A 24,527-nucleotide genomic window follows, 5' to 3' on the forward strand; every position below is an offset into this window, starting at 1 on the left:
AGTAAAAGATGTGCTAACTGGCACACCGCATTCGCGAGCAAGCCCGCTCCCACATTTTTACCGCGTTCAACCTGGAGTTGCAGTGTGTTCTTTGATGAATACGCTATACCGCGCGCCCTCCATGGTCTCGAACGCAATCAACTTATCCACCAACGGCAAGTTCAACACCTTGCCCGCATTAAGCAGCAACATGCCGTTATCCGCATTCAAGCTACGCGCCAGTACCATGCCCTCCGCAAGCTCGCGAGTGCCGAGCACTTTGACGTTGGGGTCACCCAGGGTCACATCATTGAGGTAAGTGGCACACACCTGCACAAAGTCCTCGACCATCACCGGGTCATACAGGCGCCCGGCGTATTTGCGGATGTACAGCAAGGCCTCGTCGCTGTTCATCTGCCGCTCCAGGATCAGGCCCTTTTGCAGCTCGATAAAATCCACCGCCAATTTCAGCAGGCGTGAGCCAGCGGGAATCGCCTCGCCCTTGAGGTGGTCCGGGAAACCGCTGCCGTCCCAGCGCTCCTGGTGATGACGGATTAGCCGCGCGGCATCTTTCATCGGCTCCAGGGTCATCAGCAGCGATTCGCTCTGGGTGGCGTAGGCGCGATAACGCTCGCGGTCACTGCTGTGCAGCAGGTCCGAGGGCGAGGCCATCATGCTGTCGCTCCAGCTCAATTTGCCGATGTTGTAGAGCGCGGCGGCCATGGTCAGGTCGCGGTTGCTGGCGTCGTCAACGCCGTGGGCCACGCACCAGGTGCGCACCAGTTCGATGATCTGCCGGTTGGTCTGCTTGGCGCACGGCAGGCGCAGGTTGGCCAGCAGCGAGAACACTTCGGTGCCGGTGGCGTAGCTGTGTTTGAGTTCTTCGTAGGCCAGGTCGAGCATGTCGGCGGTTTGCTGCAATTCGCTGGTGCGCGCGGCCACGTGTTTTTCCAGCGACACGTTGAGCTGCTTGAGCTCGTCGTTTTGTTGCCGAGTCAACTGCTCCAGGCGCAGGCGTTCACGCTCGGAATGCTGGTGGGCCAGGGATTGGCGCAGGGCCAGCAGCAACTCTTCGTCGTTCCAGGGTTTGCTCAGGTAGCGGTAGATCTCGCCTTCGTTGATGGCTTTGACGATCAGGGTCAGGTCGGTTTCGCCCGTCAGCAGGATGCGCACGGTGTGCGGGTAGTGCTGGTGGATATGTGCCAGCAGCGAGGCACCGTCCATGTCCGGCAGGCGCGCGGCGCTCATCACCAGGTCGATCGGTTGGCTGGCGAGGATCGCCAAGGCGTCAGCGGCGCAGGTGGCGCTGTACAGGTCGAAGGGCTCCAGCCGCAGCAGTTGGCTGAGGCTGTGGAGGACGTCCGGGTGGGCATCGATCAACAGCACCCCGGCACGGTCGGCATCGGTAAAGGTAACGGACTCTCCCATGGGACACCTCGGATCGGCGGTGTGCGTTCCTTAGGGTATGGGCCTGCCTTCCTGGCGATTACTGAGGAGTTTAGTAGGTTTTTGCAAAAGTGATGGCCTTTAGATATCAGCGCACAAAAAAGCCGCTCCAGAAACAGGAGCGGCCTTTGCGGTGAAACCGGCACGCCTCACGCGTCGGCTTTTTTCGGGCTTGAGCCAAACGACGCAAACCGCTTGTTGAACCCGGCGATCCGGCCTTCGACCTGGGTCTTGCGCTGTTGGCCGGTGTAGATCGGGTGCGAGGCGCTGGATACGTCCAACGGGATGTAGGGATAGGTGTTGCCGTCGCTGTGTTGATGGGTGCGATCGCTGTCGGCGGTGGAGCCGATCAGGAAGAACACGTCGGCGGCGGTATCGTGGAACAGCACGGTGCGGTAGTCGGGATGGATTCCAGCTTTCATAGGGCCTCCGGGGCAAAATTAGTGTTATACAGTAACACAAATAATGCACCAAAACGAGAACCGATTGCAATAAGAATAGACCCGCCGATTCTATGCAGAACAATCCCTTAGGTTGTCTGTGGTTTCCTTACTGGCGCAGAATGGCGGATCGACCTCAAGCGTCCGAACCCAAGGAAACCGTATGAGCCTGTCTTTGCTAAGCCGTTACGCCTTCTTTGCCGTGTGCGTCATTTTCACCCTCGCCAGCCTTCCGTTTATCCAGCATGAATGGCTATGGCCGATCACCGTGGTCACCGGCATTCTCAGCCTGATCGGTATTTTCGACCTGCTGCAAAGCCCCCACGCGGTGCGCCGCAACTACCCGATCCTGGGCAATATCCGTTACCTGGTGGAAGCCATCCGCCCGGAAATCCGCCAGTACCTGCTGGAGTCCGACAGCGACGCCCTGCCCTTCTCCCGCGCCCAACGCTCGCTGGTCTATTCGCGGGCCAAGAACGAATCCGCCGACAAACCGTTTGGCACCCTGATCGACGTGTACCAGTCAGGCTTCGAATTTATCGGCCACTCCATGCGCCCCGCGCCGTTGAGCGATCCCAGCGCGTTTCGCGTGATCGTCGGCGGCCCGCAGTGCACACAGCCGTATTCGGCGTCGGTGTTCAATATCTCGGCGATGAGTTTTGGTTCGTTGAGCGCCAACGCGATCCGCGCACTCAACCAGGGTGCCAAGCTTGGCAACTTCGCCCACGACACCGGTGAGGGCAGCATCAGCCCGTATCACCGCGAACACGGCGGCGACCTGACCTGGGAACTGGGCAGCGGCTACTTCGGCTGCCGCACCAGCGACGGTCGTTTCGACCCGGAACGCTTCGCCGTGCAGGCGCAGAACCCGCAAGTACGCATGATCGAAATCAAGATGAGCCAAGGCGCCAAGCCCGGCCACGGCGGCATCCTGCCCAAGCACAAGGTCACCCAGGAAATCGCCGAGACCCGCGGCATCCTGATGGGCGAAGACTGCATCTCGCCGTCGCGTCACAGCGCGTTCTCCACGCCAATCGAGCTGATGCAGTTCATCGCCCAACTGCGCGAACTGTCCGGCGGCAAACCGGTGGGCTTCAAGTTCTGCCTGGGCCACCCGTGGGAGTTCATGGGCATTGCCAAGGCCATGCTCGAAACCGGCATCCTCCCGGACTTCATCGTGGTCGACGGCAAGGAAGGCGGCACCGGCGCCGCGCCGGTGGAGTTCACCGACCATATCGGTGTGCCGCTGCGTGAAGGCCTGCTGTTTGTGCACAACACCCTGGTGGGCCTGAACCTGCGCGACAAGATCAAGCTTGGCGCCAGCGGCAAGATTGTCAGTGCGTTCGATATCGCCAGCGTCTTGGCCATCGGCGCCGACTGGGCCAACTCGGCGCGGGGCTTTATGTTTGCCATCGGCTGCATCCAGTCGCAGAGTTGCCACACCAACAAATGCCCGACCGGTGTCGCCACCCAAGACCCACTGCGCCAGCGCGCGCTGGTGGTGCCGGACAAGGCCCAGCGGGTGTTCAACTTCCACCGCAACACCCTCAAGGCCCTCGCCGAAATGCTCGCCGCCGCAGGCCTCGATCACCCATCGCAGTTGTCGGCCAAGCACCTGGTACGGCGCATGTCGGCGACCGAGATCAAGCTGTTCTCGCAATTGCATGTGTTCCTCAAGCCCGGCGAATTGCTGACCGGCGAGGTGAATGGCGAGTTCTATTCGCGCATGTGGCAGATGGCGCGGGCCGACAGTTTTGAACCCCATGAAGTTGACGCCGCTTAAGGAGCCGCACTGTGTTAAAGGTCATTGCCGAAGATTTCATCAAGCCCGAACATGTGGAAACGGTACGGGCGTGGTACGCCGAACTGGTGGAAAAAACCCGCCAGGAACCGCTGTGTATTGCCTACGATTTATTTATCGATCAAAAAGACCCCGGGCATTTTGTCTTCATCGAGCTATGGCCCGACCAGGCGGCACTCGACACCCATTGCCAGACCGAACACTTCACCCGCTTGGTGCCGCAGATCAACGCCTTCCAAGCCAAGCCGTGCAAAGTGCTGTTGATGGATGCGTTCTGAACCAAACACCTACCCCCCGCTGAACCGGACCACCGACGGCACCGTTGAAACAAGGAGATTCACATGCCGTTACTGGACTTCGCTGCCATTGCCGGACAACTGCCCGACAGCTGGAAATCCACGTGCCTGGGCCAGGTCGGCCCCGCGCGTATCAAGGTGTTGCGCATGGATGCGCAGGCTTATGAGGAGGAAACCCATGATTACAACGAAGGATTGTTGGTTATCAGCGGGCGTTTGCGCCTATCGATAGCCGGGCAAGAAGTGAACGTTGGCACAGGCCAAATGTATTGGGTCCCGGCCAAGACATCGCACGCCGTGCTTGAAGGCAGCCATGGCACCTTGGTAATCATTGATACTTAAGCATCTCTGGACAGACTGCGTCCTCATGGCCTAGTTGCACGTGTTGAACCTGGGCGTCGCCCGAAACAAATGTACTGAGAACACGCCACGTCTCGGGAAACGCCGTCGGCGCGCCCTCTCTACTGCCCAGCACCCATGCCCGACCCGTCCCAGTTATCAGGCACTCGAGTTTTTCGATATAAATCCTATCCGCCTGAGGTTGAGTCAATGTCCAGATTTGGTGACCATTAGGCTTCCCCGTAGTGCCGTCCTGTCGCGCAGGCGTGAATAGCATAGGTACGACCCCCGTCTTGTTGTAATAATCGAAAGGAAAGTAGAGAAAACCGTTAGTTATCACCACTTCATCACCCGTCTGAACATGAGCATTCAAGTAAGACGCCATCACATCCAGGCGATTATCTTCGTTATATACGGCATGCCCTGCTTCATACACCGCACTCACACCCGCGCCTTGCAAAAACACCGTAACCGCCAGCAACAGGCAAGAAAAACCCCTACTTACCTGCCAACTCGCGTCAATGGCAATTGCAAGCAACATTGGAATACCCAATGCACAAAATAGAAAATAACGGTCCACAAACAAAGGATATATAGGCGAAATCGCAGTAATAAACAACAACGGAAACCATATATAGACCACCAGCAGCCGACACCATGCCCTCTCACTTTTGTCATGTACCCACAACACCCCAGAGATAATTATAAGTACCAACGGCAAACTAAAAGAAAACCAGCGCGCCGATCCCACACCGTCATTGAACGTCACAAACCGCCAGATCGTCGACACCCATGAGTCTATATCAGGGGGTTGTATCCAGTTAAACCCCGAATATTGAAGCTGTCTTTTCAAGTAGGGAAGCCATGGTAAAAAAAGCATCACAACCGCAACATTGCTAAACCACCAACCTTGCAACCAACGGCATTCAAAAAACCCTTTTTTACTCACCAACAACAAACATAAAAACAACCAATGGGAGGCCAGGCAGATTGCGGCAAAATAATGAGTATATAACCCCATCGACATCAACCCTGCGTAAACCATCAACGGCACTTTCTTTTCAGGACGTCTCAACCAGTAAACAAATGCAACAGTCGCTCCTACCATCAAAAAACCCAACATCGCGTACATGCGAATTTCTTGGCTATAACGGACAGCAAACGGAAACAACGCTAGCAGCAACCCCGCCAACACCGCCGCACGCTGATTGCTCAGCAAGTAGGTCAACCATATACCCAGCGCTACCGTACCGAGACCAAACAACGCGCTCAGACTGCGCGCCACGGCAATGGTATCCCCCCCCATATCGAGCCAGACATGTAATACCAAATAATAGAGGGGCGGATGAACATCCTGACCGGTGTGAAAAATAATACTGGACGGCGATAGTGCACTCAGTATCAAGGTGAAACCTTCGTCCGACCAAATAGCAGGCTTGTCTATTTCGTAAAATCTCACCCACGCAGCCAGGCTCAACACGATGAATACACACCCCATCGCCCCTAAACCTCGAATGCCAAGCGCACGCGCAGAACGTCTAAGTTTCATTCAACACCTTGCGAGCAGACTCAATCGTTTTTAGAGAGAGGACTTCTAAATATCGAGCTGACGACATAGCGAGGTCGGTGTTTCGCCTCCATGTAAATCCGCCCCACATACTCCCCCAATATCCCGATCCCGATCAGTTGCACCCCACCCAGAAACAATATCGCCGTCATCAACGACGGATAGCCCGGCACCGCATTGCCAAACAACACCTTGTCCACTATCTGGTACCCGGCATACACCAACGCCACCAGGGAGATACAACCGCCGATATAACTCCACAGCCGCAGCGGCAACGTGCTGAACGAGGTAATGCCATCCAGTGCCAGGTTCCACAATTTCCAGCCATCAAATTTGCTTCGGCCCACCGTACGCGGCGCACGGTCGTACTCCACGATGGCAACGTTGAAGCCGGCCCAGGACAACACCCCCTTCATGAACAACTGTTGCTCCGGCAGTGCCTTGATCACATCCACCACTTTGCGGTCCATCAGCCGGAAGTCGCCGACGTTTTCTTCAATGTGGGTGTAGGAGATGCGATTCAGCAGGTGATAGAACAGCGACGCACTGTGGCGTTTGAAATAGCCGTCACTGGAGCGGTTGCGCCGCTTGGCCAGCACCACGTCGGCGCCGCGACACCAGGGCTCGATCAACTGGGCGATGACCTCGATGGGGTCTTGAAGGTCGACATCGATGGGCACCACGGCGTCACCACCCGCGTACTCAAGGCCGGCAAACAGGGCGGCTTCCTTGCCGAAATTGCGCGAAAAATTGACCAGCACCACCGCCTTGTCCTGCTGGGTGATAGCCCTGATGAGCTCTGCGGTGTTATCCGTGCTGCCATCGTTGACGAAGACGATCTCGATACGGTGCGCCTGCAATGACGGCTCCCGGCGCACAGCGTGATAAAAGCCAGACACCGCCTGTTCTTCATTGAACACCGGCACGATCAGCGAGAGCATCACCGACGACGCTCGCGAAACACCACCCACTTCGAAAGCAGGAAACCGAGCACCAGGCTCAGCACCGAGAACACCACCACGGTGATGATTGCTGGCAGGCTCTGGCGGTCAGCCAACCAGCCCACCAACAGGCTCAAGCCTCCCAGGCAGGCCATGAACACCAGGTAGCGCGCCCAGGATGCCGGCACGGTGAAGGTGTAGAGGGTATTCATGTAAAACGAGAACGAGGCGGCTGCGCAAAAGGCCAACAGGTTGCTCATGGCTTGGCTGAGTTCAAACGCGGTGCGCAGGACAAAAAACAGCTGCCAATGGATTACCGTATTGGCGATACCAATCACTGCGTAGCTGGAAAATCCCTTCCACAGTCCGGTCATGACGGGCCCCTGATTCGTCTCTGTCTAGCAGGCCACGGCACTTCTGGCTCGTCTACTGTCAGGTTTAACAGGTGACGACAGGCGGCAAGTATTGAGACATTCAGTAATACCCAACCTTTGCATTTGCTTACAAATACCGCCAACCTGCGCGCGCCCGACGTGAGGCGCCCTCGCGCCTGCCCGTCATTACTCAAAATTCTGTACAAGAGCCCGCTGCCATGCTGAACGGACGCGACCCACGCATCGACTTTTTTCGCGGCTTGGCGTTGATCTTCATTTTCTGGGATCACGTCCCCCACAACCCCCTCGGCCAGATCACCCTGCGTAACCTCGGTTTCAGCGATGCGGCAGAGGTCTTTGTGTTCCTCGCCGGCTTCGCCTCGGTAATGGCCTACGGCAAAGTCCTGCAACGCGAAGGCTACTGGATGGCCTGCCTGAAAATCCTGCGCCGCACCTGGGTGCTGTACGTGGTGCACATCTTTTTGCTGGCGATGCTGATGGGCATCGTGTTTTTCGCCAACAGCCATGTGGAAACCCGCGACCTGGTGCAAGAGATGGGCATGACCCACTTCATCACTCATCCGCAACAGGCCCTGCTCGATGAGTTGCTGCTGCGCTTCAAGCCCAACCTGATGGACCCGTTGCCGCTGTACATCGTCTTGCTCGCCAGCCTGGCGCTGGCGTTGCCGCTGATGCTGCGCTGGCCCATGGCAGTGGTGGCGGTGTCGCTGACGGTGTATCTGCTGGCGCCGTGGATGGGCTGGAACCTGCGGGCAATCGAGGACGGCGTGTGGTACTTCAACCCGGTGACCTGGCAGTTGCTGTTTGTGCTGGGCGGCGCGGCGGCGATTCGCAGCGGGCAGGCCAAGCCGGTCCAGAGCCAACCCTTGTTGCGCCAGCCGCTGTTTGTCGCGGCAGCGCTGTACGTCGTGGTCACCGGCCTGATTACGGTGGCGTGGCGCTGGCCCGAGATCCATGACGCGCTGATGCCGGCATCGATCAGCGACCTGATCTACCCCATCAGCAAGACCGACCTGTCGCCCGTGCGCCTGTTGCACTTCCTCGCCCTGGCCTATGTCACCGCGAAGCTGCTGCCCACCGCTGGCTGGACGCAACACCCGGTGGCCGCGCAGGTGTGCCGCATGGGGCGGTTTTCGCTGGAGATTTTCTGCCTGGGGGTGCTGCTTGCGCCGTTGGCCGACATGCTCAACGCCATGGCCGGCGATGCGCTGCTGATACAACTGCTGACGGCGCTGTTCGGGGTTGTCCTGATGGCGGCGCTGGGCGCCTGGCTGGAGCTGAACAAGCGCCTGAGCCAACGCACTACATAGCTAGCGCCCTGCGCACCTAAGCGAGTGCTTCCATTCTTTTCCCGATTTTATTGTGAAAGGAAGCACTCGATGCCCAACCACCACCTTGTCAACGGCCTGTCCGGCCACTTGCAGTCCAGCGAATCCTGGGGCCAGCAACAGGCCCTGGCACTGCTGCGCCAGATTGTGGCGCAATCGATGAGCCCGCTGACGCTCGCACAACGGCTCGATTACCTCAGGCTGCAACGTGCCGCCCACGACGCACTCAAGGCGGTTGACGCGGAAAATGCCCGGCTGATCGAAGACTTCAAAGACACCGGCGTGAAGCAACTGCGCAACAAACTCGGCGGCCTCGACCCCCACGCCATCACGCTGCACACCCGTTACCTGGAAAAGCTCGAACCGCCCCTGCCCTGGGAGCCGCGCAAAAGCACCCTCGATGGCTTGGCCCAAGGTGCACGTTTTCGCCGCGCCGTGGACGAATGGAAGTACCGCACCCATGTTTCAAGCCTGTCGTTATGGGACGCGGCCTGCCTGAACTTCGACTTCGCCACCGGTACACCCCAGGCCTCGGGGCACCGGTATGTCGATGCGTCGTACCTGACCGGCGTCAGTGAAAAGCAGCTGACCGTCAGCCAATTCATCGCCATCAGCCGCGAGCTGGACCTGGGCGGCCAACTGCAAGCCAAGCTGTCCAGCGCCCTGGGCCCCGGCGGCAAACTGCAAGGCTTGATCGAGACCAGTGCGCGCACCCACCTGCTGTTCGAAGCGCTGGAGGCGTATCGCGACCGCGCCAGTACAGGCCTGACGCAACCCCTGTACGACAAGCTGGTCGCGGCGATCGATGGCAGCGGCACGGCACTGCCCTTCGAGACCCTGAGCATGGACCTCGATAAAACCATCCTGCCGGCGGTGCCCTTTGCCCTGTCGGGCACGAGCATCCCGTTGCCCCTGCTGCTAATCAAGGTGGGAAGCCTGGGGGTGGTGTCCTATTTCCCGTTCCGTCCCGGTGGCGCCTTGCGCTATCACACGGATGCCAAGGTGGCCGGTGCGGCGTTTCTCGACGACATCAAGGCCAGCCACCGTGACGGCGACCTGGGCTGGTTCGCGCGACAACTGCCGGTCACCGAGATCAACCTGTTCACTGAGCTGCTGCGCGAAGAACCACGGCCAGAGGGCCTGAGCCCGGTGGCGGGGTTTCTCTATGATTCATTCCACAGCGTATTTCCAGAGCAGACCCTGGACCACCTGCGATTCGTCAACGACCCCAAGCCCAGCCGTCCATTGCCCCTGGTGCAGGCCCTTACCTATCGCCACACCCAGCATTACCAGGCCAACCTCGCCACCCTCGCCACCCAGCGCTCGGCGCGCGACCTGCAAGCGGTCATCGACGGCGCGGCAGCGATTGCCAGTGAAGTCATGGAACTGCTGATGACCCCGGTACCGGGTGGCGTCAGCGGCTTGAACCGGGTGATGCAGGTCGTGGTGTTTGGCAACCTGACCTACAGCCTGATCGTCGGCGTCAACGAAGCCGCCAAGGGCCAGGCCAGTGACTTTGCCGCCGCCATGGCCGACGTGGCGGACCTGGCCGTGAACGGCCTGTTGATCTCCACCGCCGGGCGCGTCCATCGCCAGCGCATCGAAGGCCTGATGCAGCGCATGGGCGGCCCGCGCAAGGTCACCCACAGCGACGGCACGCAGGCGCTGTGGAAACCCGACATCACCCCCTACGCGGTCGCCGACCAACGCCTGCTTGACGGCCAGATGGCCAATGCCCAGGGCCTCTACCTGATAAACGGCCATCACTACGTGCGCGTGCAACAGGGGGATCGACAATACGTGGCACACGTGAGCACCGACCCCAAGACCCAAGGCTTTGTGCTCAAACGGCGCAACGGCAACGGCAATGGCTTCGCCGCGCCGATCACGTTCGACCCGAAGCGGCAAGCCTGGGTCCTCGACCTGCACGGCGCTGGCCAACTCTCGGACTACCAGTTGATCGAGCAGATGCTGCCCAACGGCGAGGCCGCGGTGCCCCCGGCACACCTGCGCAACCTGCTGCGCAGCACCGCCGTGTCCCGCGCCACACTGGACGCGATCTGGGCCGGCGAACCGCCGCCGGTCAATCTGATCGAAGCCGTCCGCCGCGTGCAGGTTGATCGGGTGATCGAGCAGCTGAGCTCAGGCTTCCACCATCGCGGCAACCTGCCCGCCCATGCCGGCAGCGCCCTGCTCGCCCTGTTGACGCAACTGCCGACATGGCCCGCCGACGCCGTGATCCACGTGCGGGACCAGCACGGCAACCTGCTTGAAAGCCATGCGGCCAACGAAACCGCCACCCTGGCCATCAACCTCAAGCGCAGGGACGACGGCACCTACCTCGCCCTCGACGCCCCGGCCACCGACGTCGCCACCCAAGAGTCCCTGTTCGAGTCGATTATCCGCCAGCAACCCGCCACGTCGACCCTGGGCAAGGAAGGCAGCCCGAACCTCACCGAGGCCCAGCGCATTGCGCGGCTACGCGTACAAATCGCGGCCCTGGCCAGCCAAAAGCGCACCGCACTGTTCACGGCCATGACCCACTACGCGAGGCATGCGCGGCACCAGGTGCCGGCCGGGGATGCGGCGCGCCCGTTTGTACCGATCAAAAATGCAGGCACGGGCGTGGAGGTCACTGCGCTGCTGAGCAAACTGCACGCGCAGTTTGCGCCCTTGAGCCCATCCAACCTCAAGCAACTGCTGGAGAAGACACCCCTGAGTACCACGCAGCAAAGCGCCTACCTGCAAGAAGGCGTGTTGCCGGGCAACGTACGCGAACACCTGGAACAACACCGCACAGCCTTGCGTATCGACGCGGTGATCGACGGTTTGTACCACCCCAGGGCGTTCAGCCCAGACACCGACCTATGGGCCAGGGAGTTCGCCTCCAGCCTGCTGCTGGAACACTGCGAACGCCACTTTGTGGTCACCGAAATGGCCAGCGGCACCCCCAAAAACCGCTACACACACAAAGGCCCCGAAGACACCACCGTCGAACTGCTGCACTACGGCAACGGCCGCTACGAAGCCTACGACCCCACGTCCGGGCCGATCCCGGTGTCGCCGGCCGTGGACAGTTTCTACCTCGCCATCGGCTCGCTGCTGCAACCCCACGAGCGCAGCCGGCTGGGCATGAGTTCCGCCACCGATGCCCAGGGCCTGCGCAACACCCTGGGCGACCTGATGAGCGAACGCCGCAGCCCTGCCGGCCTGGTCAGCCTGCTCGACTATTCGCTCGCGCAATACGAGAAAAAGCTGGTATTGCCCACCGACCTGCGCCCCAACCCCGAAGGGCTGTATGACTACAACGGCGAACAGCTGATGCCACTGTACGGCTCGTTCTACCCGGTCACCTTCGACCAACAGCGGCGCGTGTGGCGGCTCAAGCACCCGCAGAAAGTCGGCGTCGATACCCCACGCCTCAAGCACAACCGCCATGGCGCCTGGCGCCTGGAAAGCGAAAACCCGCTGACCTGGGACGACTATCACTTGGTATCGCGCCTGGGGGCTGACGACTTCAGCGTCGATCAGCCCACCGCCGCGCGCCTGCTCAAGGTCACCGGCACACCGCCCCGCGCCTTGCGTGAAGTGCACTGCGCCGGCCTGCCCCCGCCGCCCTTGTTGAAAGACAGCAGCAAGCGCTTTGGTATCGAGCGCAAAATCCTGCATTTCATCAAGGCGATGACCACCTATTCGGCCACCCGCAGCGCCAAGCCCTCCTTGCAATTGCTGCTGGTGTGCGCGCTGCCGCAATGGCCCGCCAGCCATGTGCTGGAACTGCATGATGAGGCCGGACGCACGCTTGCCCATTACCCGGCCGCGAACGCCGGCGCGGCGCAAAAAATCCGCCTGTCCGACACCCAGAGCCGCAGCCAGGAACCCCTGGCCCACCTGGTGCGCAACGATGACCTGAGCCGCGCCCTGCTCGGTGAGCTGCCACAAAGCCAGGAAGAACGCCTGTTCAAGCTGGCAAAAAAAATCGCCGAGCACGCCTACCGCGAACGCAGCCAACTGTTCGACACGCTGTACGCCCAGGGCGAACGCAACGGCAACCGCCTGCACGCGCGCCTGCACGCGCATTTCCCGCAGCTGCCCGCCAGCGCCATCCAGGCCCTGATCGACCATGCGACCCCCCATGAAATCAAGCAACTGAGCGAGAAGGACTGGGTACCCCTGCGCCTGGGCGAACAGGCAAAACTGACCGCCAATGACGTGCGCCTCAACCGGGCGTTCGAGGGGTTGTACCTGTCCACCGTCGCCAACCCCGACAGCGAAAAAATCATCTTGCATGTGCTCAAGCTGCTGCCCGGCTGGCCCACCGATGCCCGCCTGGACATTCACCAGGGCAGCGCCACCGGGCCGTTGCTCGAGAGTGCCGGGCACCTGGCCGGCAGCGAGCGCAAGAGACTGGCGCGGGTGGATGCGCGTTATCAGGCGTATGACGCCGAAGGCCAGTTGATAAGTGACCCGCTCAACACCTCTACCGATCTGCTCACCGCCGTCTGGCGCGTATTGAGCGATACCCAGCGCAAGGCCCTCGGGCTGGACGACAGCGGCGAACTCGCGCCCCTGCGCAACGCCATTGCTGAACTGGCACTCAACCAGCGCGTCGCGATCAAGGACCTGCTCGGCCTGCCGCATATCCCGTATTGGCTGCAGCCGCCCATGCCCGTCAACAGCTCGTTCACGGCCTATCCGTTCACCTTGCGCAACTGGTGGCCGCTGAGCCTGCTGTTCTCGGTGGACATGGTCAGCAAAGTCCGCGAGGTCTACCCCAGGATGTCCAGGGACGACGCGCTCGACCTGACACGCAACCTGCGGCTCAGCGAACCGCAGGTGTTGCAGGAACTGGAGCGGCGAAAAATGGAATACCAGGCATTGGAACTTGAGCTCCATCGCTGGGCGGCCGCCGACTACCCCGGCGATCATGAACTCGAAGGCTGGATGAACCCCAACCTGCGCATTGCCATGACTGCGCAGATCCTCAAAGCCTGGCGCCAGGAGTCACTGGAATATCATCCTGGCCTGCTGCATGCCCACGGCCTGGAGTTGCGACTGGACGGCAACAACCTGCCAAACATCGACTTCATGCCCGCGATCAAAGGCTTCGAACACATTGAATACCTGAAGATCGCAGGCAGTGCGTTCCCCCCCAGCGGCAACGCCTTCCTGCGCCAATTCCCCAACCTCAAGAAACTCCACCTGGACTGCGGTTTGACGCAGTTACCCAGCAGCGTCACGCAGATGACGCACCTCGAGATCCTGGACCTGAGCCACAACAGCATCGTGCTGACCACGCAATCGCGGCAACAGCTGGCCGCGATGACCCACCTGGAAAGGTTGGACCTGAGCCACAACCCGCTGGGCCTGAGCCCGGATGTCTCTGGCATGGCGCGCCTGCACAGCCTCGACCTGCATCGCACCGGCATCAGCCAATGGCCCATCGGGGCGGAGCGCCTGACCCAGTTGCGGGACCTGCGGCTGCAAGAAAACAACATCGCCACGATTCCCGCCGAGCTCTTCACCGACCCGCAGATGCGACCGGCCAACCAGGGCACGTTCCTGCATGACAACCCCTTGAGCGCCGACGCGCTGCAACGTCTGAACGAGCATCGGACGCGCACCGCACAGCCGTTGGGGGGGGCCATACCCGGCGTCCACCACGTAGCGCCCGAACCGAACCCCGTGGACAAATGGCTGGACGGGGTTCCGGCGGCCGAACATGCACAACGAAGAACCTTGTGGGATCAACTGGAGCATGACAATGCCCCAGGCAGCGCCAGCCCTGATGACACGTTTCGGGTCCTGCGGGACTTGACCCAAGCGGACGACTACGTGAACAAGCTGGATCGCCGACCGGCCCTGATCGCCCGGGTCTGGCGCCTGCTGCAGGCCATGGCCGAATCCTATGAGCTGCGCCAAAGCATCTTTCTCAACACCTACGTATCCGGGACGTGCGGTGACGGTGCCCTTTTGACATTCATCGATATGGAGTTGCGGCACAAGCAACATCAGGCCATGGCGCAACCCAGCTCCAACCAGGCGAACCGGGAGTTGCTGGCATTGGCGCAAGGCCTGTTCTATTTGCGCAACCTGGACCAATTTGCCGAGGACCATCTGCAAGCGCTGCATGGCAGCCACCGACCGCCAGCGCCCGAGCCGGACGATGTTGAGGTCAAGCTGTTCTTTCGGCTTGAATTGGCGGAGGAGTTCAAACTGCCCATCCTGAAGGAAAATCGCCGCTACTCGCCAGGCGACCACGTGCTGCCGGAAGACCTGGAAAGAGCGCGTAAAAAACTGCGCGAAGTGGGGAAAACCAGCGCCTTGGAAAACGCCTTGCTGACGGAAGAATTCTGGGTCCAGTACCTGGCGCGGCATGTCCCGGAACCCTTTACCACCATCGAAGAAACCGCCCGCTACAAGCTCGAAGCCCTGAAACAGGAAGTGCCTGACACGATGTCCATGGACTATCAGGAGCGGCGCCAGTCAATCAAGGAAGTCAAGGAAGCCGAGCTCAACCGCCTTATCAGCCAGTTGACCCGTGCGGCCCAAAGCGGGGCGCAACGGGTCGAGCCCAGTCAGACCGATTGAGGCGCAGCAGCGCTGGCGTTGTTGGGCTGCAACTTGAACACGTAGAACAGCACCGTCAGCAGCACCAGGAACGCCGGCCCTACGTACAGCGCCACGCGGGTGTCCGGGAAGTACGCCATCAGGCCTACCACCAGCACCAGGAACGCCAGGGCCATATAGGAACTGACCGGGTACAGCCACATGCGGTACTTGAGCCCCGCCTGCTCGGCCGGGCTCAAGCCTTTGCGGAACTTGAGCTGGGCCAGCAGGATCATCAGCCAGGTCCAGATCGCGCCGAAGGTGGCGATGGAGGTTACCCACACAAACACCTGGTCCGGCACCAGGTAGTTGAGCAGCACGCCCAGCAGCAAGGCAAAGATCGACAGCAACAAGGCCTTGCGCGGCACGCCATTGCTCGACGTGGTGCCGAACGTGGCCGGGGCCTGGCCGTTCTGCGCCAGGCTGTAGAGCATGCGCCCGGTGCTGAAGATGCCGCCGTTGCACGACGACAGCGCGGCGGTGATCACCACGAAGTTGATGATACCGGCGGCAGTCTTGATACCCAGGCGCTCGAAGGTCATCACGAACGGGCTGCCCTGGGTGCCGATTTCATTCCACGGGTAGATCGACAGGATCACGAACAGTGCGCCGACGTAGAACAGCAGGATGCGCCAGAACACCGAGCCGATGGCACTCGGGATGGTCTTCTGCGGGTTCTTCGCTTCACCGGCGGTGAGGCCGATCATCTCCACGCCCAGGTAGGCAAACATCACCATCTGCAAGGACATCAGCACGCCTTGCACGCCATTGGGCATGAAGCCGCCGTGGCTCCACAGGTTGGAAATACCCAGCGCCACGCCGTCATTGCCAAAGCCGAAGGCAATGATGCCGACACCGCCGATGACCATCGCAATGATGGTGACGATCTTTATCAGCGCGAACCAGAATTCGAATTCACCAAAGGCTTTCACGGCGATAAGGTTGATCGTGCCCATGCTCATCAGCGCCGCCAGGGCCCAGATCCAGCGCGGCGTATCGGGGAACCACACGCCCATGTACACGGCCACGGCAGTGATCTCCGCGACGCAGGTCACCAGCCACAGGAACCAGTAGTTCCAGCCAGTGAGAAAACCCGCCAACGGGCCGAGATAGTCCTGGGCATAACGGCTGAACGAACCGGCGACGGGGTTGTGCACCGCCATTTCGCCGAGGGCGCGCATGATGACCAGGATCGCCAGGCCGCCAATGATGTACGACAGCATGATCGCCGGGCCGGCCATTTCGATGGCCTTGGCCGACCCCAGGAACAGGCCGACACCGATACAGGCGCCCAGGGCCATCAGGCGGATGTGGCGTTCACCAAGTTCGCGTTTGAGCGGGCCGCCTTGAGCGGTCTCGCCGTGGGGCAGTGGGTTGCCGACTGGCATAGGGGTACAACCTCATCTTGTTATTGGAGTGTCCGTCTCGAGACCAGCTCGGCGGGGCGTGCAGTATAAAAACTGAAGGTCAGGGTCTTTCACTATAAAACAGGGGTAATTTAGTGAAACAACGCGACATAGATCCACTTTACAGGAGCATATGACCTGCCCGCAGCGGCAAAACGCCGCAGCGCACCCCGAAAAAAGTCCTACGAATAAAACACAATTCCCTCACATGCAGCCCCCAGCGACTAAGCTTCCAGCAAGTCCGATCAATCTGCGTGCAGGGATCAATCGACTATGGGCGCACTGTGGCAAACCGACTCGAACAAGGCTGCGCAGCATCGCAGCAGTGAGACCCCGGCGCCGTTGCCCGCGAAAAAACACCGCTACACCCGCCGCCTGATCTGGCTGGTGCTGCTGATGGCAGTGATTGCCCTCGGCTTTGCCGCCGCCAAGGAAGTGCGCACCTCGCGCCTGCAAGCCGAACACTTGAGCCGCCTGGCCAACGACCTCACCTACCGCGTGCAACCCGGCCCCAGCGACGCCATGGCCTACCCCGGTGCGGGACCGTTTGACCGGCGCCTGGGCTACAGCGACCTGGAGGGATTCCTCGCGCGGTTGCTCAAGCGCGGCTACGTGGTCGAATCCCAGGCGCGCTTCTCCCCCGGGCTGATGGATTACACCGCCAACGGCCTGTTCGTACCCTATGCCGAAAAGAGCCAGGCCGGCCTGTCGATCACCGACTGCCGCGCGCAGCCGCTGTATCAATACACCTACCCGCAACAACTCTATGCCAGCTTCGCCACGATCCCGCCGCTGGTGGTGGACAGTTTGCTGTTCATCGAAAACCGCGACCTGCTCGACCCCGCCCAGCCCCAGGCCAACCCGGCGGTGGACTGGCCCCGCTTCGCCAAGGCGGCCTGGTCGCAACTCGCGAAGGTCCTGCACCTGCCCGGCCAGAGCGCAGGCGGCAGCACCTTGGCGACCCAGCTGGAAAAATACCGCCACTCCCCGGACGGCCTGACGCTATCCGGCGGCGAAAAACTGCGGCAGATGTTTTCAGCCGGTGTGCGCGCCTATCAAGCCGGGCCGGACACGTTGGTGGCGCGGCAAACCATCGTGCGTGACTACCTCAACAGCGTGCCGCTGTCCGCCGTGCCCGGCCACGGCGAAGTGCACGGCATGGCCGAGGGGTTGCGGGTATGGTTCGGCGCCGATTTCAACCAAGTGAACCAGGCACTGCTGGGCCAGGACCTTGCCCCCAAGGCCCTGGCCCTGCGCCAAGTGCTGACGCTTATCATCGCCCAGCGCCGGCCCTCCCATTACCTGGCCCGGGGCCGCGAAGAACTGGCGCAACTGAGCGACAGTCATTTACGCCTGCTGGCGCAAAACGGCGTGATTGATTCCCGCCTGCTCACGGCGGCGCTGGCGGCGCAGGTCACTTACCGCGACTGGCAGTTGCAACCCACCGTGCAACCGATCGACACCAACAAAGGCATCAGCGTCGCCCGCAGCCGCCTGGCCACCTTGCTCCAACGGCCGCTGTACGACCTTGATCGCCTGGACCTGTCCGCCACCTCGACCCTGCAAGGGCCGTTGCAACAGGACGTCACCGCCTACCTCAAGCAACTGGCCGACCCCGAGTTCGCGCGCCAGACCGGCCTGCTCGGCGAACGCCTGCTGACCCCGGCCAGCACGCCCCAGGTGCGCTACAGCTTCACCCTGTTCGAACTCACCCCCGACGGCGCCCGGGTGCGGGTGCAAACCGACAACACCGACCAACCCTTCGACATCAACGAAGGCAGCAAGCTGGAACTGGGCTCCACCGCCAAGCTGCGGGTGCTCACCACCTACCTGCAAATCATCGCCGAACTGCATGGGCAGTACGCCGCACAGGCCCCGGCAGCGTTGAAAAACCTCCAGTTCGACCCCCAGGACCGCCTGAGCCGCTGGGCCGTGGACTACCTGCTGCAAAGCCCGGACAAAAGCCTGGCCAAGATGCTCGACGCGGCACTGGACCGCACGTACTCCGCCAGCCCCGGCGAAAGCTTTTTCACCGGCGGCGGCCTGCACCATTTTCATAATTTCCGCAGCCAGGACAACACTCGCAACCCCACCCTGCGCGATGCCCTGCGCGAGTCGATCAACCTGCCGTTCATCCGCCTGATGCGCGACGTGGTGCGCTACACCACCTACGCCGGCGCCAACAACAGCGCGCAACTGCTCAAGGACGACAACGACCCGCGCCGCCAGGAATACCTGGCGCAATTTGCCGACCGCGAAGGCACGGCCTTCCTGCAAAAGTTCTGGAAGAAGTACCAGAAGAAAGACACCCAGGCCCGGCTCGACACCTTCCTCGACAGCCTGCGCCCCACGCCCATCCGCCTCGCCGCCGTCCACCGCTACCTGCTGCCCGAGGCCAGCCAGGACAGCTTCAACCGTTTTGTGCGCTCGCACCTGGTCAACGAAAAACTCAGCGACGAGCGTCTCGAACGGCTGTACCAAAGCTATCGCCCCGGCGCCTACGACCTGCCCGACCAAGGCTATATCGCCAAGGTTCACCCGCTGGACCTGTGGTTGCTCGGCTACCTGCTCAACCACCCCGAGGCGACCTTCAGCGAGGTGGTCAAGGCCAGCCGGTTCGAGCGCCAGGAGGTGTATAGCTGGCTGTTCAAGAGCCGCCATCAGAGCGCCCGCGACAGCCGCATCCGCACCATGCTGGAGATCGAGGCGTTCCTGGATATTCATCAGCGCTGGCAGGCCGTGGGGTACCCCTTCGATCACCTGGTGCCGTCCCTGGCCACCGCGATTGGCAGCTCCGGCGACCGGCCGGCCGCCTTGGCCGAGTTGATGGGGATCATCCTCAACGATGGCGTGCGCGGCAAAGTGCTGCGTATCGACAGCTTGCACTTTGCCGCCGACACGCCCTATGACACCCGCATGGTCAATGACCCGGCCCCCGGCAAGCGCGTGCTGCCGATAGAAGTCGCCCAGGCCTTGCGCGGCGCGCTGTCCCAAGTGGTGGACGCCGGCACGGCCAAACGCGTGGCCGGCAGTTTCAAACTGGCCGACGGCACGCCGCTGGCCATGGGCGGCAAGACCGGCACCGGCGATAACCGTATCGAGGCCATCGGCGCGGGTGGGCGAGTAATCAGTTCCAAATCGCTGAACCGCACCGCGACCTTTGTGTTCTATCTGGGCGAGCAGCACTTCGGCACACTCACCGCCTACGTGCCGGGGCGCACGGCGCAGCAGTTCACCTTTACCTCGGCGTTGCCCGTGCAGGTGCTCAAGGGCATGGCGCCGATTTTGTTGCCGTACCTGCAACCGGGCAGCCATACCCTGTGTGCGCCACTGGCTTCAATCGACACTGAAAAATAGCCTGCGTGCCAGCTGCAATTGGATCTCTGCACGGTGCACCTGCAGTGTCGGCACCCGCCCACTCTGACCGCTGCGCATGCGGGAAAACGCCTGGGCTTCGACCTGGGCCTGGGCCTGGCGGCCCATGCGCACCTGCTCGACGGTCTTGAGGTGAGCAGCGGTGAAGTGGTCATCGAGGTCACCTTTCTTTTTATAGTGGAAATGGGCAAACGCGAGGGTCTCGCCCGTGCGCGCATTGTTGACCGCGTACTCCTGCAAGTATTCCGGGGGCGGCCCTTTAAGCGGGGAACGCGGGCCACGGCGGACAATCATGACTTCATGGTGCTGGTCGAGGAACGCCACTTCGTCTTGAGTCAGCGGCTGGTTTTTTTTCGCGAGGGTTGCGCGGATTCGCGCAGTTAACCCGGCCTCGTTCAACCGCACCACGGCCGCCCGCAATCGGCTTTCGAGGCTGCGCGCCTTGGCCTGTTGCAACGCCGCCAAGCGGGCATGTTCCAGGCCTAGCAATTTCTTCTGGATCGCATCCGCCACCCACAAGCGCCGCTGCGCCTGGGCCTCCAGCAAGTGTTGCAGGGAAGCCGGATCTTGAGCCCGCGAAGTCGTTGCCTCGACCTTGGTGATATCGCCTTCAACGTCCTGCACCAAGGTCTCGGCGCGCTTCAACAAACTCCCCAACTCGGGGTCGGAATGCCGGGTGGAGGTGGCGGGTTGTTGCTCCCATACGCCGTCGTCCGCCTCGGTGAAGGTACCGATCACACTTCCGCTCGCGTCGGTCAATTGCGCCGTATGGCTGCCGGCGTCGTCGCTACCGACCACCACCAGGTCACGGGTGCGCGTACGGATGATTTTCTTGCGGCGGGCGACCGGAGCGGTGGGCCTTGGTTGCGCGGGCATATCGGGTGATACCGGCTCCAGCAGCGCGCCCAGGTCCCGTTCCACCTGTTCGCGCAGGGTGGTGAGCAAGGCCTGCAGCTTACCCAGGGACTCGGCGTCGAACCGCTCCGGTTCGGTCGCGCGCCAGAGGTTGATGCGGTCGTCGGTCTGCGCCAGCACGTGGTCTACGCTGTCGAGCAATTCGATCTGCTCGGCATCGCTGGCTTGCAGTTGGGGCAATTCGGCCAGGGAGCGTGTCGCCCAACGGGCACGTTCGAAGGTGTGCTTGAGGCTGTCCAGCAACTCGGGTTCATACACCGAGCCGGGCACATCGATGGCCAACCCGGCCAGGGTGCCCAGTTGCAGGGATTGCAGATCGAGGATCGAGGGGCGCGCCGGGATTGTCTGCGCGGCCAGGTCCGCCTTGCGCCGCCCAAACCTGGGGACTTGCCGCAGTTCATCAAAGCAGCGCTCCTCCACGATGCGCCAGTGAATCACGCTTTCGTAACTGGCCGTCAGCTCGCGCATGCCCCGGTTCAGTTCGGCGTAGGCCTCCTCGCCACGGCTCAGCAAGGGCAACAGCCGGGTGCTGGCTTGCTGCACCCGGACGCGCAATTGGCTATCCAATATTTGCAGGGTAAGCAGCGCCGAATACAGCAGCTCGCTCAGTTCTTGCTCATAGCGCGGCCGCGGTGCCAGCTCGCGCAAGCGCCGCAACAATTGCACCTCGTTGCGCACATGCTCGACCTTGCTTTCCAGCGCCGTGCAGTAGCTGGCCAGGACACGTGTGCGTTGCGCATCATCAATCGTTTGCGCAGGTTGCTCGGCGAGGTGCCGGGCGATTTCCATGGCCCGCTGGGCGCGCCCGCTCGCGGTGATGGCTTGGCGGTACTGCGCCTCCAGCACCTGGGGGTCGGCGGGTGCTTGTGCGGCGCCATCGGCCCCGCCGCTGAGGCGCAATTGCAGATCCACCTCCCACACCCCCGGGGCGACGGCTTTGAGCCAGGGGCCAAGGCGATTGCCGTCGGCGCTGGTCACCCGCACCCGCCCGCCTTCAACCCGCACACGGTATTGATGCCCACGCACCAGCGCATCCCATTGCGTCGGGGTCTTTTGTGCGTCACGCAGCAAGCCTTGCCACGGCCCGCTTTTTTCCGCGCCGGGCAGCGTTTTTGGCCAGGGTTCGGCAAAGGTCTTGACGCTCATCGCCTGCAGCCGCGCCAGCAACGCCGGGGTCAGCGCATTGCGCGCATTGGCCCAACTGGTGGGCGCAGTGAAGCCGGCAGGAGGCAGCCTGAGCACCGGCGCAACGGGGGCGGTGTCCGCCTCGGCCAAGGGCGCAAAGACCGGGTGTTCAAGGGCCACATGCCGACGCACATCATGGGGCGCGGCCTGGTGCGCGAGCACCACCATCAGGTTGGCCAGCATGTCCATCAACGCGATGTTGCGGGCCTGCTGGTCAGTGCTTTGCAGCGCGGCGATATCCTGCTCGGCAGTGTCCAGCAACTGCACCAGCCAGCCCACCAGCATCAATGGCCCGGACAGCAACGGTTGCAGGGTGCCAAACACCAACCAGCCGATCTGTTTGAGGCTGGCCCAGCGTTGCTCGGCGTTGGACACCGATTGCCGGTCCGCCAGCGTCACCAGCGCCTCGGCCATGGCGCTGAACAATTGGTGCGCCGGGTCGAGGCTGGAGACGGTCTTGCTCAACTGCGCAGGCGCGGGTTTCTGGTAGGTGGTGAACTCGTCCCCCGGCAGAAAATGCCGCACATGGGGCTCGTGAAAACCCTTGTTGGCGTACACCGCCTGGCGCCGCGCGTCGATCCAGGTCAATACGCTGTCCTGCAGCGCGCCGGGTTGCTTGATCGCATCAAACAACCCGGTCAATGAGGTGAACGCCTGTAACGACGGCTCGTACAGCGGGCGATAGAGCACGTGGCAACCGGCCTCGCCCTGTTGCGGGCCGATGATGAACATATTGGCCACCCGGTCTGCGGCGGCCGTCGCCGTCGCCTTGAACGCCAACGGCCACAACGCCATCGCCCGGCCATCGACCTTGCGCCCATCGGCGCTGGCGTGCAGGGCCGCTCGCAGCCGACGAAAGCCATCGCGGGTCATGCCATGCTCGCCCTTGATCTGCCACTCCAGCGCCTGCATCGGCAATTGAATGCGCAGTTGCTGGCTGAAGCGCCGGCAACGGCGGGTGGCGTCCGCACGATCATCGATCAGGTGTTTTTTCAGCAGCGCCGGGTAGGCCTGGCCGACATCCGCCGCGGTCACGCAGGCCTTGAGCAGCGCATACGTCAGCCAGGCCGGGGCCGTGGCGCCCTTGAGACGAATCGACTTGGCGGTGTAGCCATGACCGGCGAGGTTTTCCAGGGCCAGGTCGGTCAGGCTGAGGGTCTGCGTGTGCACTTCACCGGCGATGAAGCCGCCGGGCACCGGCACTGCGGCGGCGATCACCCGGTCGAAGGTCAACTCGATATCGGCAGGATGAAGGTTCGCCGCACGGGGCTCTTTGCCCAGGCAGGTGGTCAGGCGCCCGTCGGCATAGCTGCGCAAGGTGGGGATGCCGTCCAGAAAGTGCTGGTAGCCGTGCTGCTGGCGGTCCAGCACCAGGGCCTGGAGCAACTGCGCGTAATCGATGCACGCGTCACTGTCGGCATGGGCCAGCCAGGGCGGCAGGTGGTCACGCAGGTATTGCTGGCGGGCGCTGAGGTTGGGTTCGAACCAACGGCGGCTGTCGGTGATGATCGCCAGCAGCTGCTGATAGTCCTCGAGGCTGCGCGGCACCCTGAGATCGAGGCTGGCGATTTCCTGCAACTGGCGCTGCAAATAACTGGCGGCCAAGGCATCGAAGGGATCGCCCTGGGCATCCAGCGCGAACCATTCGCCGCTCAAGGGCGCCAGCAACGGGCTGGCATGGGCCGGCAACAACGCGTGGACTGCGCCGAGGTCGTCGAGCACCTGCACGCCACTGGCCGCACTGAACAGCACCACGCCCGGGCCGGACGGTTGGCTGAACAGCAGCAACGGCAACATCTGCGTAGCGCCGCCGGTGCGCACATGCACCGTCTGCACCCGCAGTGCCGGCCCGTGGGCGCTCCACAGGCGATTGGGGCGGCGTGGGTAAAACAGCGACTTGGGTAGCACCACGGCAAACTGTTGCGCGTTCATGCCGGGTGGCCGAGGGGTGTCGTACAACAGTTCCAGCAGTTCATCGGACAGGTAACCCCAGCGCGTCATGTTCACCGGCAGCGCTTCACCCCACCAGGCTTGCAGACGCCGCGCGTACAACCCCAGCAGCTCGCTGCCGCAGCGGTTGATGAGCACCTCCACCTGCGCCAGGCTGAGATTGCTCGGCACATAGATCTCGCGCACCCGTGTTGCCGCCCGATGATACTGCTCCACCAGCAAGGTCGGCCGCCCAGCGGCGAGGCGTTCCAGAACCCACGCGGTGACCGAGCGGAAAGGCCCGCTCGGCCCGGCAATTTCAAGATGCCCGGCGTTGTACTTGCCTTCGGCGAAATGCACATCCAGGTACGCCTGGGCGCTGTCAGCAGCCACCGTGGCAAGGGAGGGCGGGTCAGCAAACACGCTGCGAATTTCGTCAATATGGACTTGGCGCAAGGAAATCGGGCGGGTGTCAGTGGCGGTCATCAACACAATTCTCGGTGAAGTTCAAAGGCCCACCCTAGCGTGCGGCCGTCCCTGCCCCGCACTAGACAAATACCCCGCAGGCCGACGCCC

13 protein-coding genes are annotated in these 24,527 nt (G+C 62.0%); 6 read left to right on the plus strand and 7 right to left on the minus strand.

The window, feature by feature from the left end; all coding sequences use genetic code 11:
* Window positions 1-66: 66 nt before the first annotated feature.
* Entirely contained in the window at window positions 67-1,407 is a 1,341-nt protein-coding gene (locus tag NUV89_RS09900) for an HD domain-containing phosphohydrolase (RefSeq protein ID WP_257781130.1), read from the minus strand.
* A 167-nt stretch (window positions 1,408-1,574) separates the two neighbouring features.
* The gene (locus NUV89_RS09905; RefSeq protein ID WP_124526141.1) at window positions 1,575-1,847 is read right to left on the minus strand and encodes a type B 50S ribosomal protein L31; all 273 of its coding nucleotides are present in this window, start codon (window positions 1,845-1,847) and stop codon (window positions 1,575-1,577) included.
* 181 nt (window positions 1,848-2,028) lie between these two features.
* On the opposite strand from NUV89_RS09905, the gene NUV89_RS09910 reads away from it, so the two are divergent.
* From NUV89_RS09910 to NUV89_RS09920, 3 genes are all read left to right on the plus strand, one after another.
* A complete protein-coding gene (locus tag NUV89_RS09910; protein ID WP_257781131.1) occupies window positions 2,029-3,648 on the plus strand; it encodes an FMN-binding glutamate synthase family protein in 1,620 nt (539 codons plus the stop codon).
* A gap of 11 nt (window positions 3,649-3,659) precedes the next feature.
* Entirely contained in the window at window positions 3,660-3,944 is a 285-nt protein-coding gene (locus NUV89_RS09915) for a putative quinol monooxygenase (protein ID WP_257781132.1), read from the plus strand.
* Between the two features lie 63 nt (window positions 3,945-4,007).
* Window positions 4,008-4,304: a cupin domain-containing protein gene (locus tag NUV89_RS09920; protein ID WP_257781133.1), complete on the plus strand. Its 297-nt coding sequence runs from the start codon at window positions 4,008-4,010 to the stop codon at window positions 4,302-4,304.
* Here NUV89_RS09920 and NUV89_RS09925 read toward each other — a convergent pair.
* Genes NUV89_RS09925 through NUV89_RS09935 form a run of 3 tightly spaced genes read right to left on the minus strand, consistent with a single transcriptional unit; the run spans window position 4,291 to window position 7,183 of the window.
* Window positions 4,291-5,850 carry a glycosyltransferase family 39 protein gene (locus tag NUV89_RS09925; RefSeq protein WP_257781134.1) on the minus strand — a complete coding sequence of 520 codons (1,560 nt, stop codon included), beginning with the start codon at window positions 5,848-5,850 and terminating at the stop codon, window positions 4,291-4,293. The two genes, NUV89_RS09920 and NUV89_RS09925, sit on opposite strands and share 14 nt — an antisense overlap.
* A gap of 20 nt (window positions 5,851-5,870) precedes the next feature.
* Complete coding sequence (locus NUV89_RS09930; protein WP_257781135.1) at window positions 5,871-6,812, minus strand: glycosyltransferase family 2 protein; 942 nt, start codon at window positions 6,810-6,812, stop codon at window positions 5,871-5,873.
* Window positions 6,809-7,183 (minus strand): GtrA family protein, encoded by a 375-nt coding sequence (locus tag NUV89_RS09935; protein ID WP_257781136.1) that lies wholly within the window; start codon window positions 7,181-7,183, stop codon window positions 6,809-6,811. Before NUV89_RS09935 ends, NUV89_RS09930 begins: the two co-directional genes overlap by 4 nt.
* Before the next feature lie 218 nt (window positions 7,184-7,401).
* Here NUV89_RS09935 and NUV89_RS09940 point away from each other — a divergent pair, with 218 nt between their 5' ends.
* Window positions 7,402-8,514 carry an OpgC family protein gene (locus NUV89_RS09940; RefSeq protein ID WP_257781137.1) on the plus strand — a complete coding sequence of 371 codons (1,113 nt, stop codon included), beginning with the start codon at window positions 7,402-7,404 and terminating at the stop codon, window positions 8,512-8,514.
* A gap of 69 nt (window positions 8,515-8,583) precedes the next feature.
* A complete protein-coding gene (locus tag NUV89_RS09945; RefSeq protein ID WP_257781138.1) occupies window positions 8,584-15,123 on the plus strand; it encodes an NEL-type E3 ubiquitin ligase domain-containing protein in 6,540 nt (2,179 codons plus the stop codon).
* Here NUV89_RS09945 and NUV89_RS09950 read toward each other — a convergent pair.
* Complete coding sequence (locus tag NUV89_RS09950; RefSeq protein ID WP_257781139.1) at window positions 15,111-16,529, minus strand: amino acid permease; 1,419 nt, start codon at window positions 16,527-16,529, stop codon at window positions 15,111-15,113. The genes NUV89_RS09945 and NUV89_RS09950 overlap by 13 nt on opposite strands.
* 291 nt (window positions 16,530-16,820) lie before the next feature.
* Here NUV89_RS09950 and NUV89_RS09955 point away from each other — a divergent pair, with 291 nt between their 5' ends.
* On the plus strand, window positions 16,821-19,904 hold the full coding sequence (locus tag NUV89_RS09955; protein WP_257781140.1) for a biosynthetic peptidoglycan transglycosylase: 3,084 nt from the start codon (window positions 16,821-16,823) through the stop codon (window positions 19,902-19,904).
* Here the strand turns inward: NUV89_RS09955 and NUV89_RS09960 are convergent.
* Window positions 19,884-24,437 (minus strand): hypothetical protein, encoded by a 4,554-nt coding sequence (locus tag NUV89_RS09960; RefSeq protein ID WP_257781141.1) that lies wholly within the window; start codon window positions 24,435-24,437, stop codon window positions 19,884-19,886. The two genes, NUV89_RS09955 and NUV89_RS09960, sit on opposite strands and share 21 nt — an antisense overlap.
* Between the last annotated feature and the right edge of the window lie 90 nt (window positions 24,438-24,527).

The sequence above is a fragment of the Pseudomonas sp. 18.1.10 genome (assembly GCF_024655625.1).
Lineage (GTDB): Bacteria > Pseudomonadota > Gammaproteobacteria > Pseudomonadales > Pseudomonadaceae > Aquipseudomonas.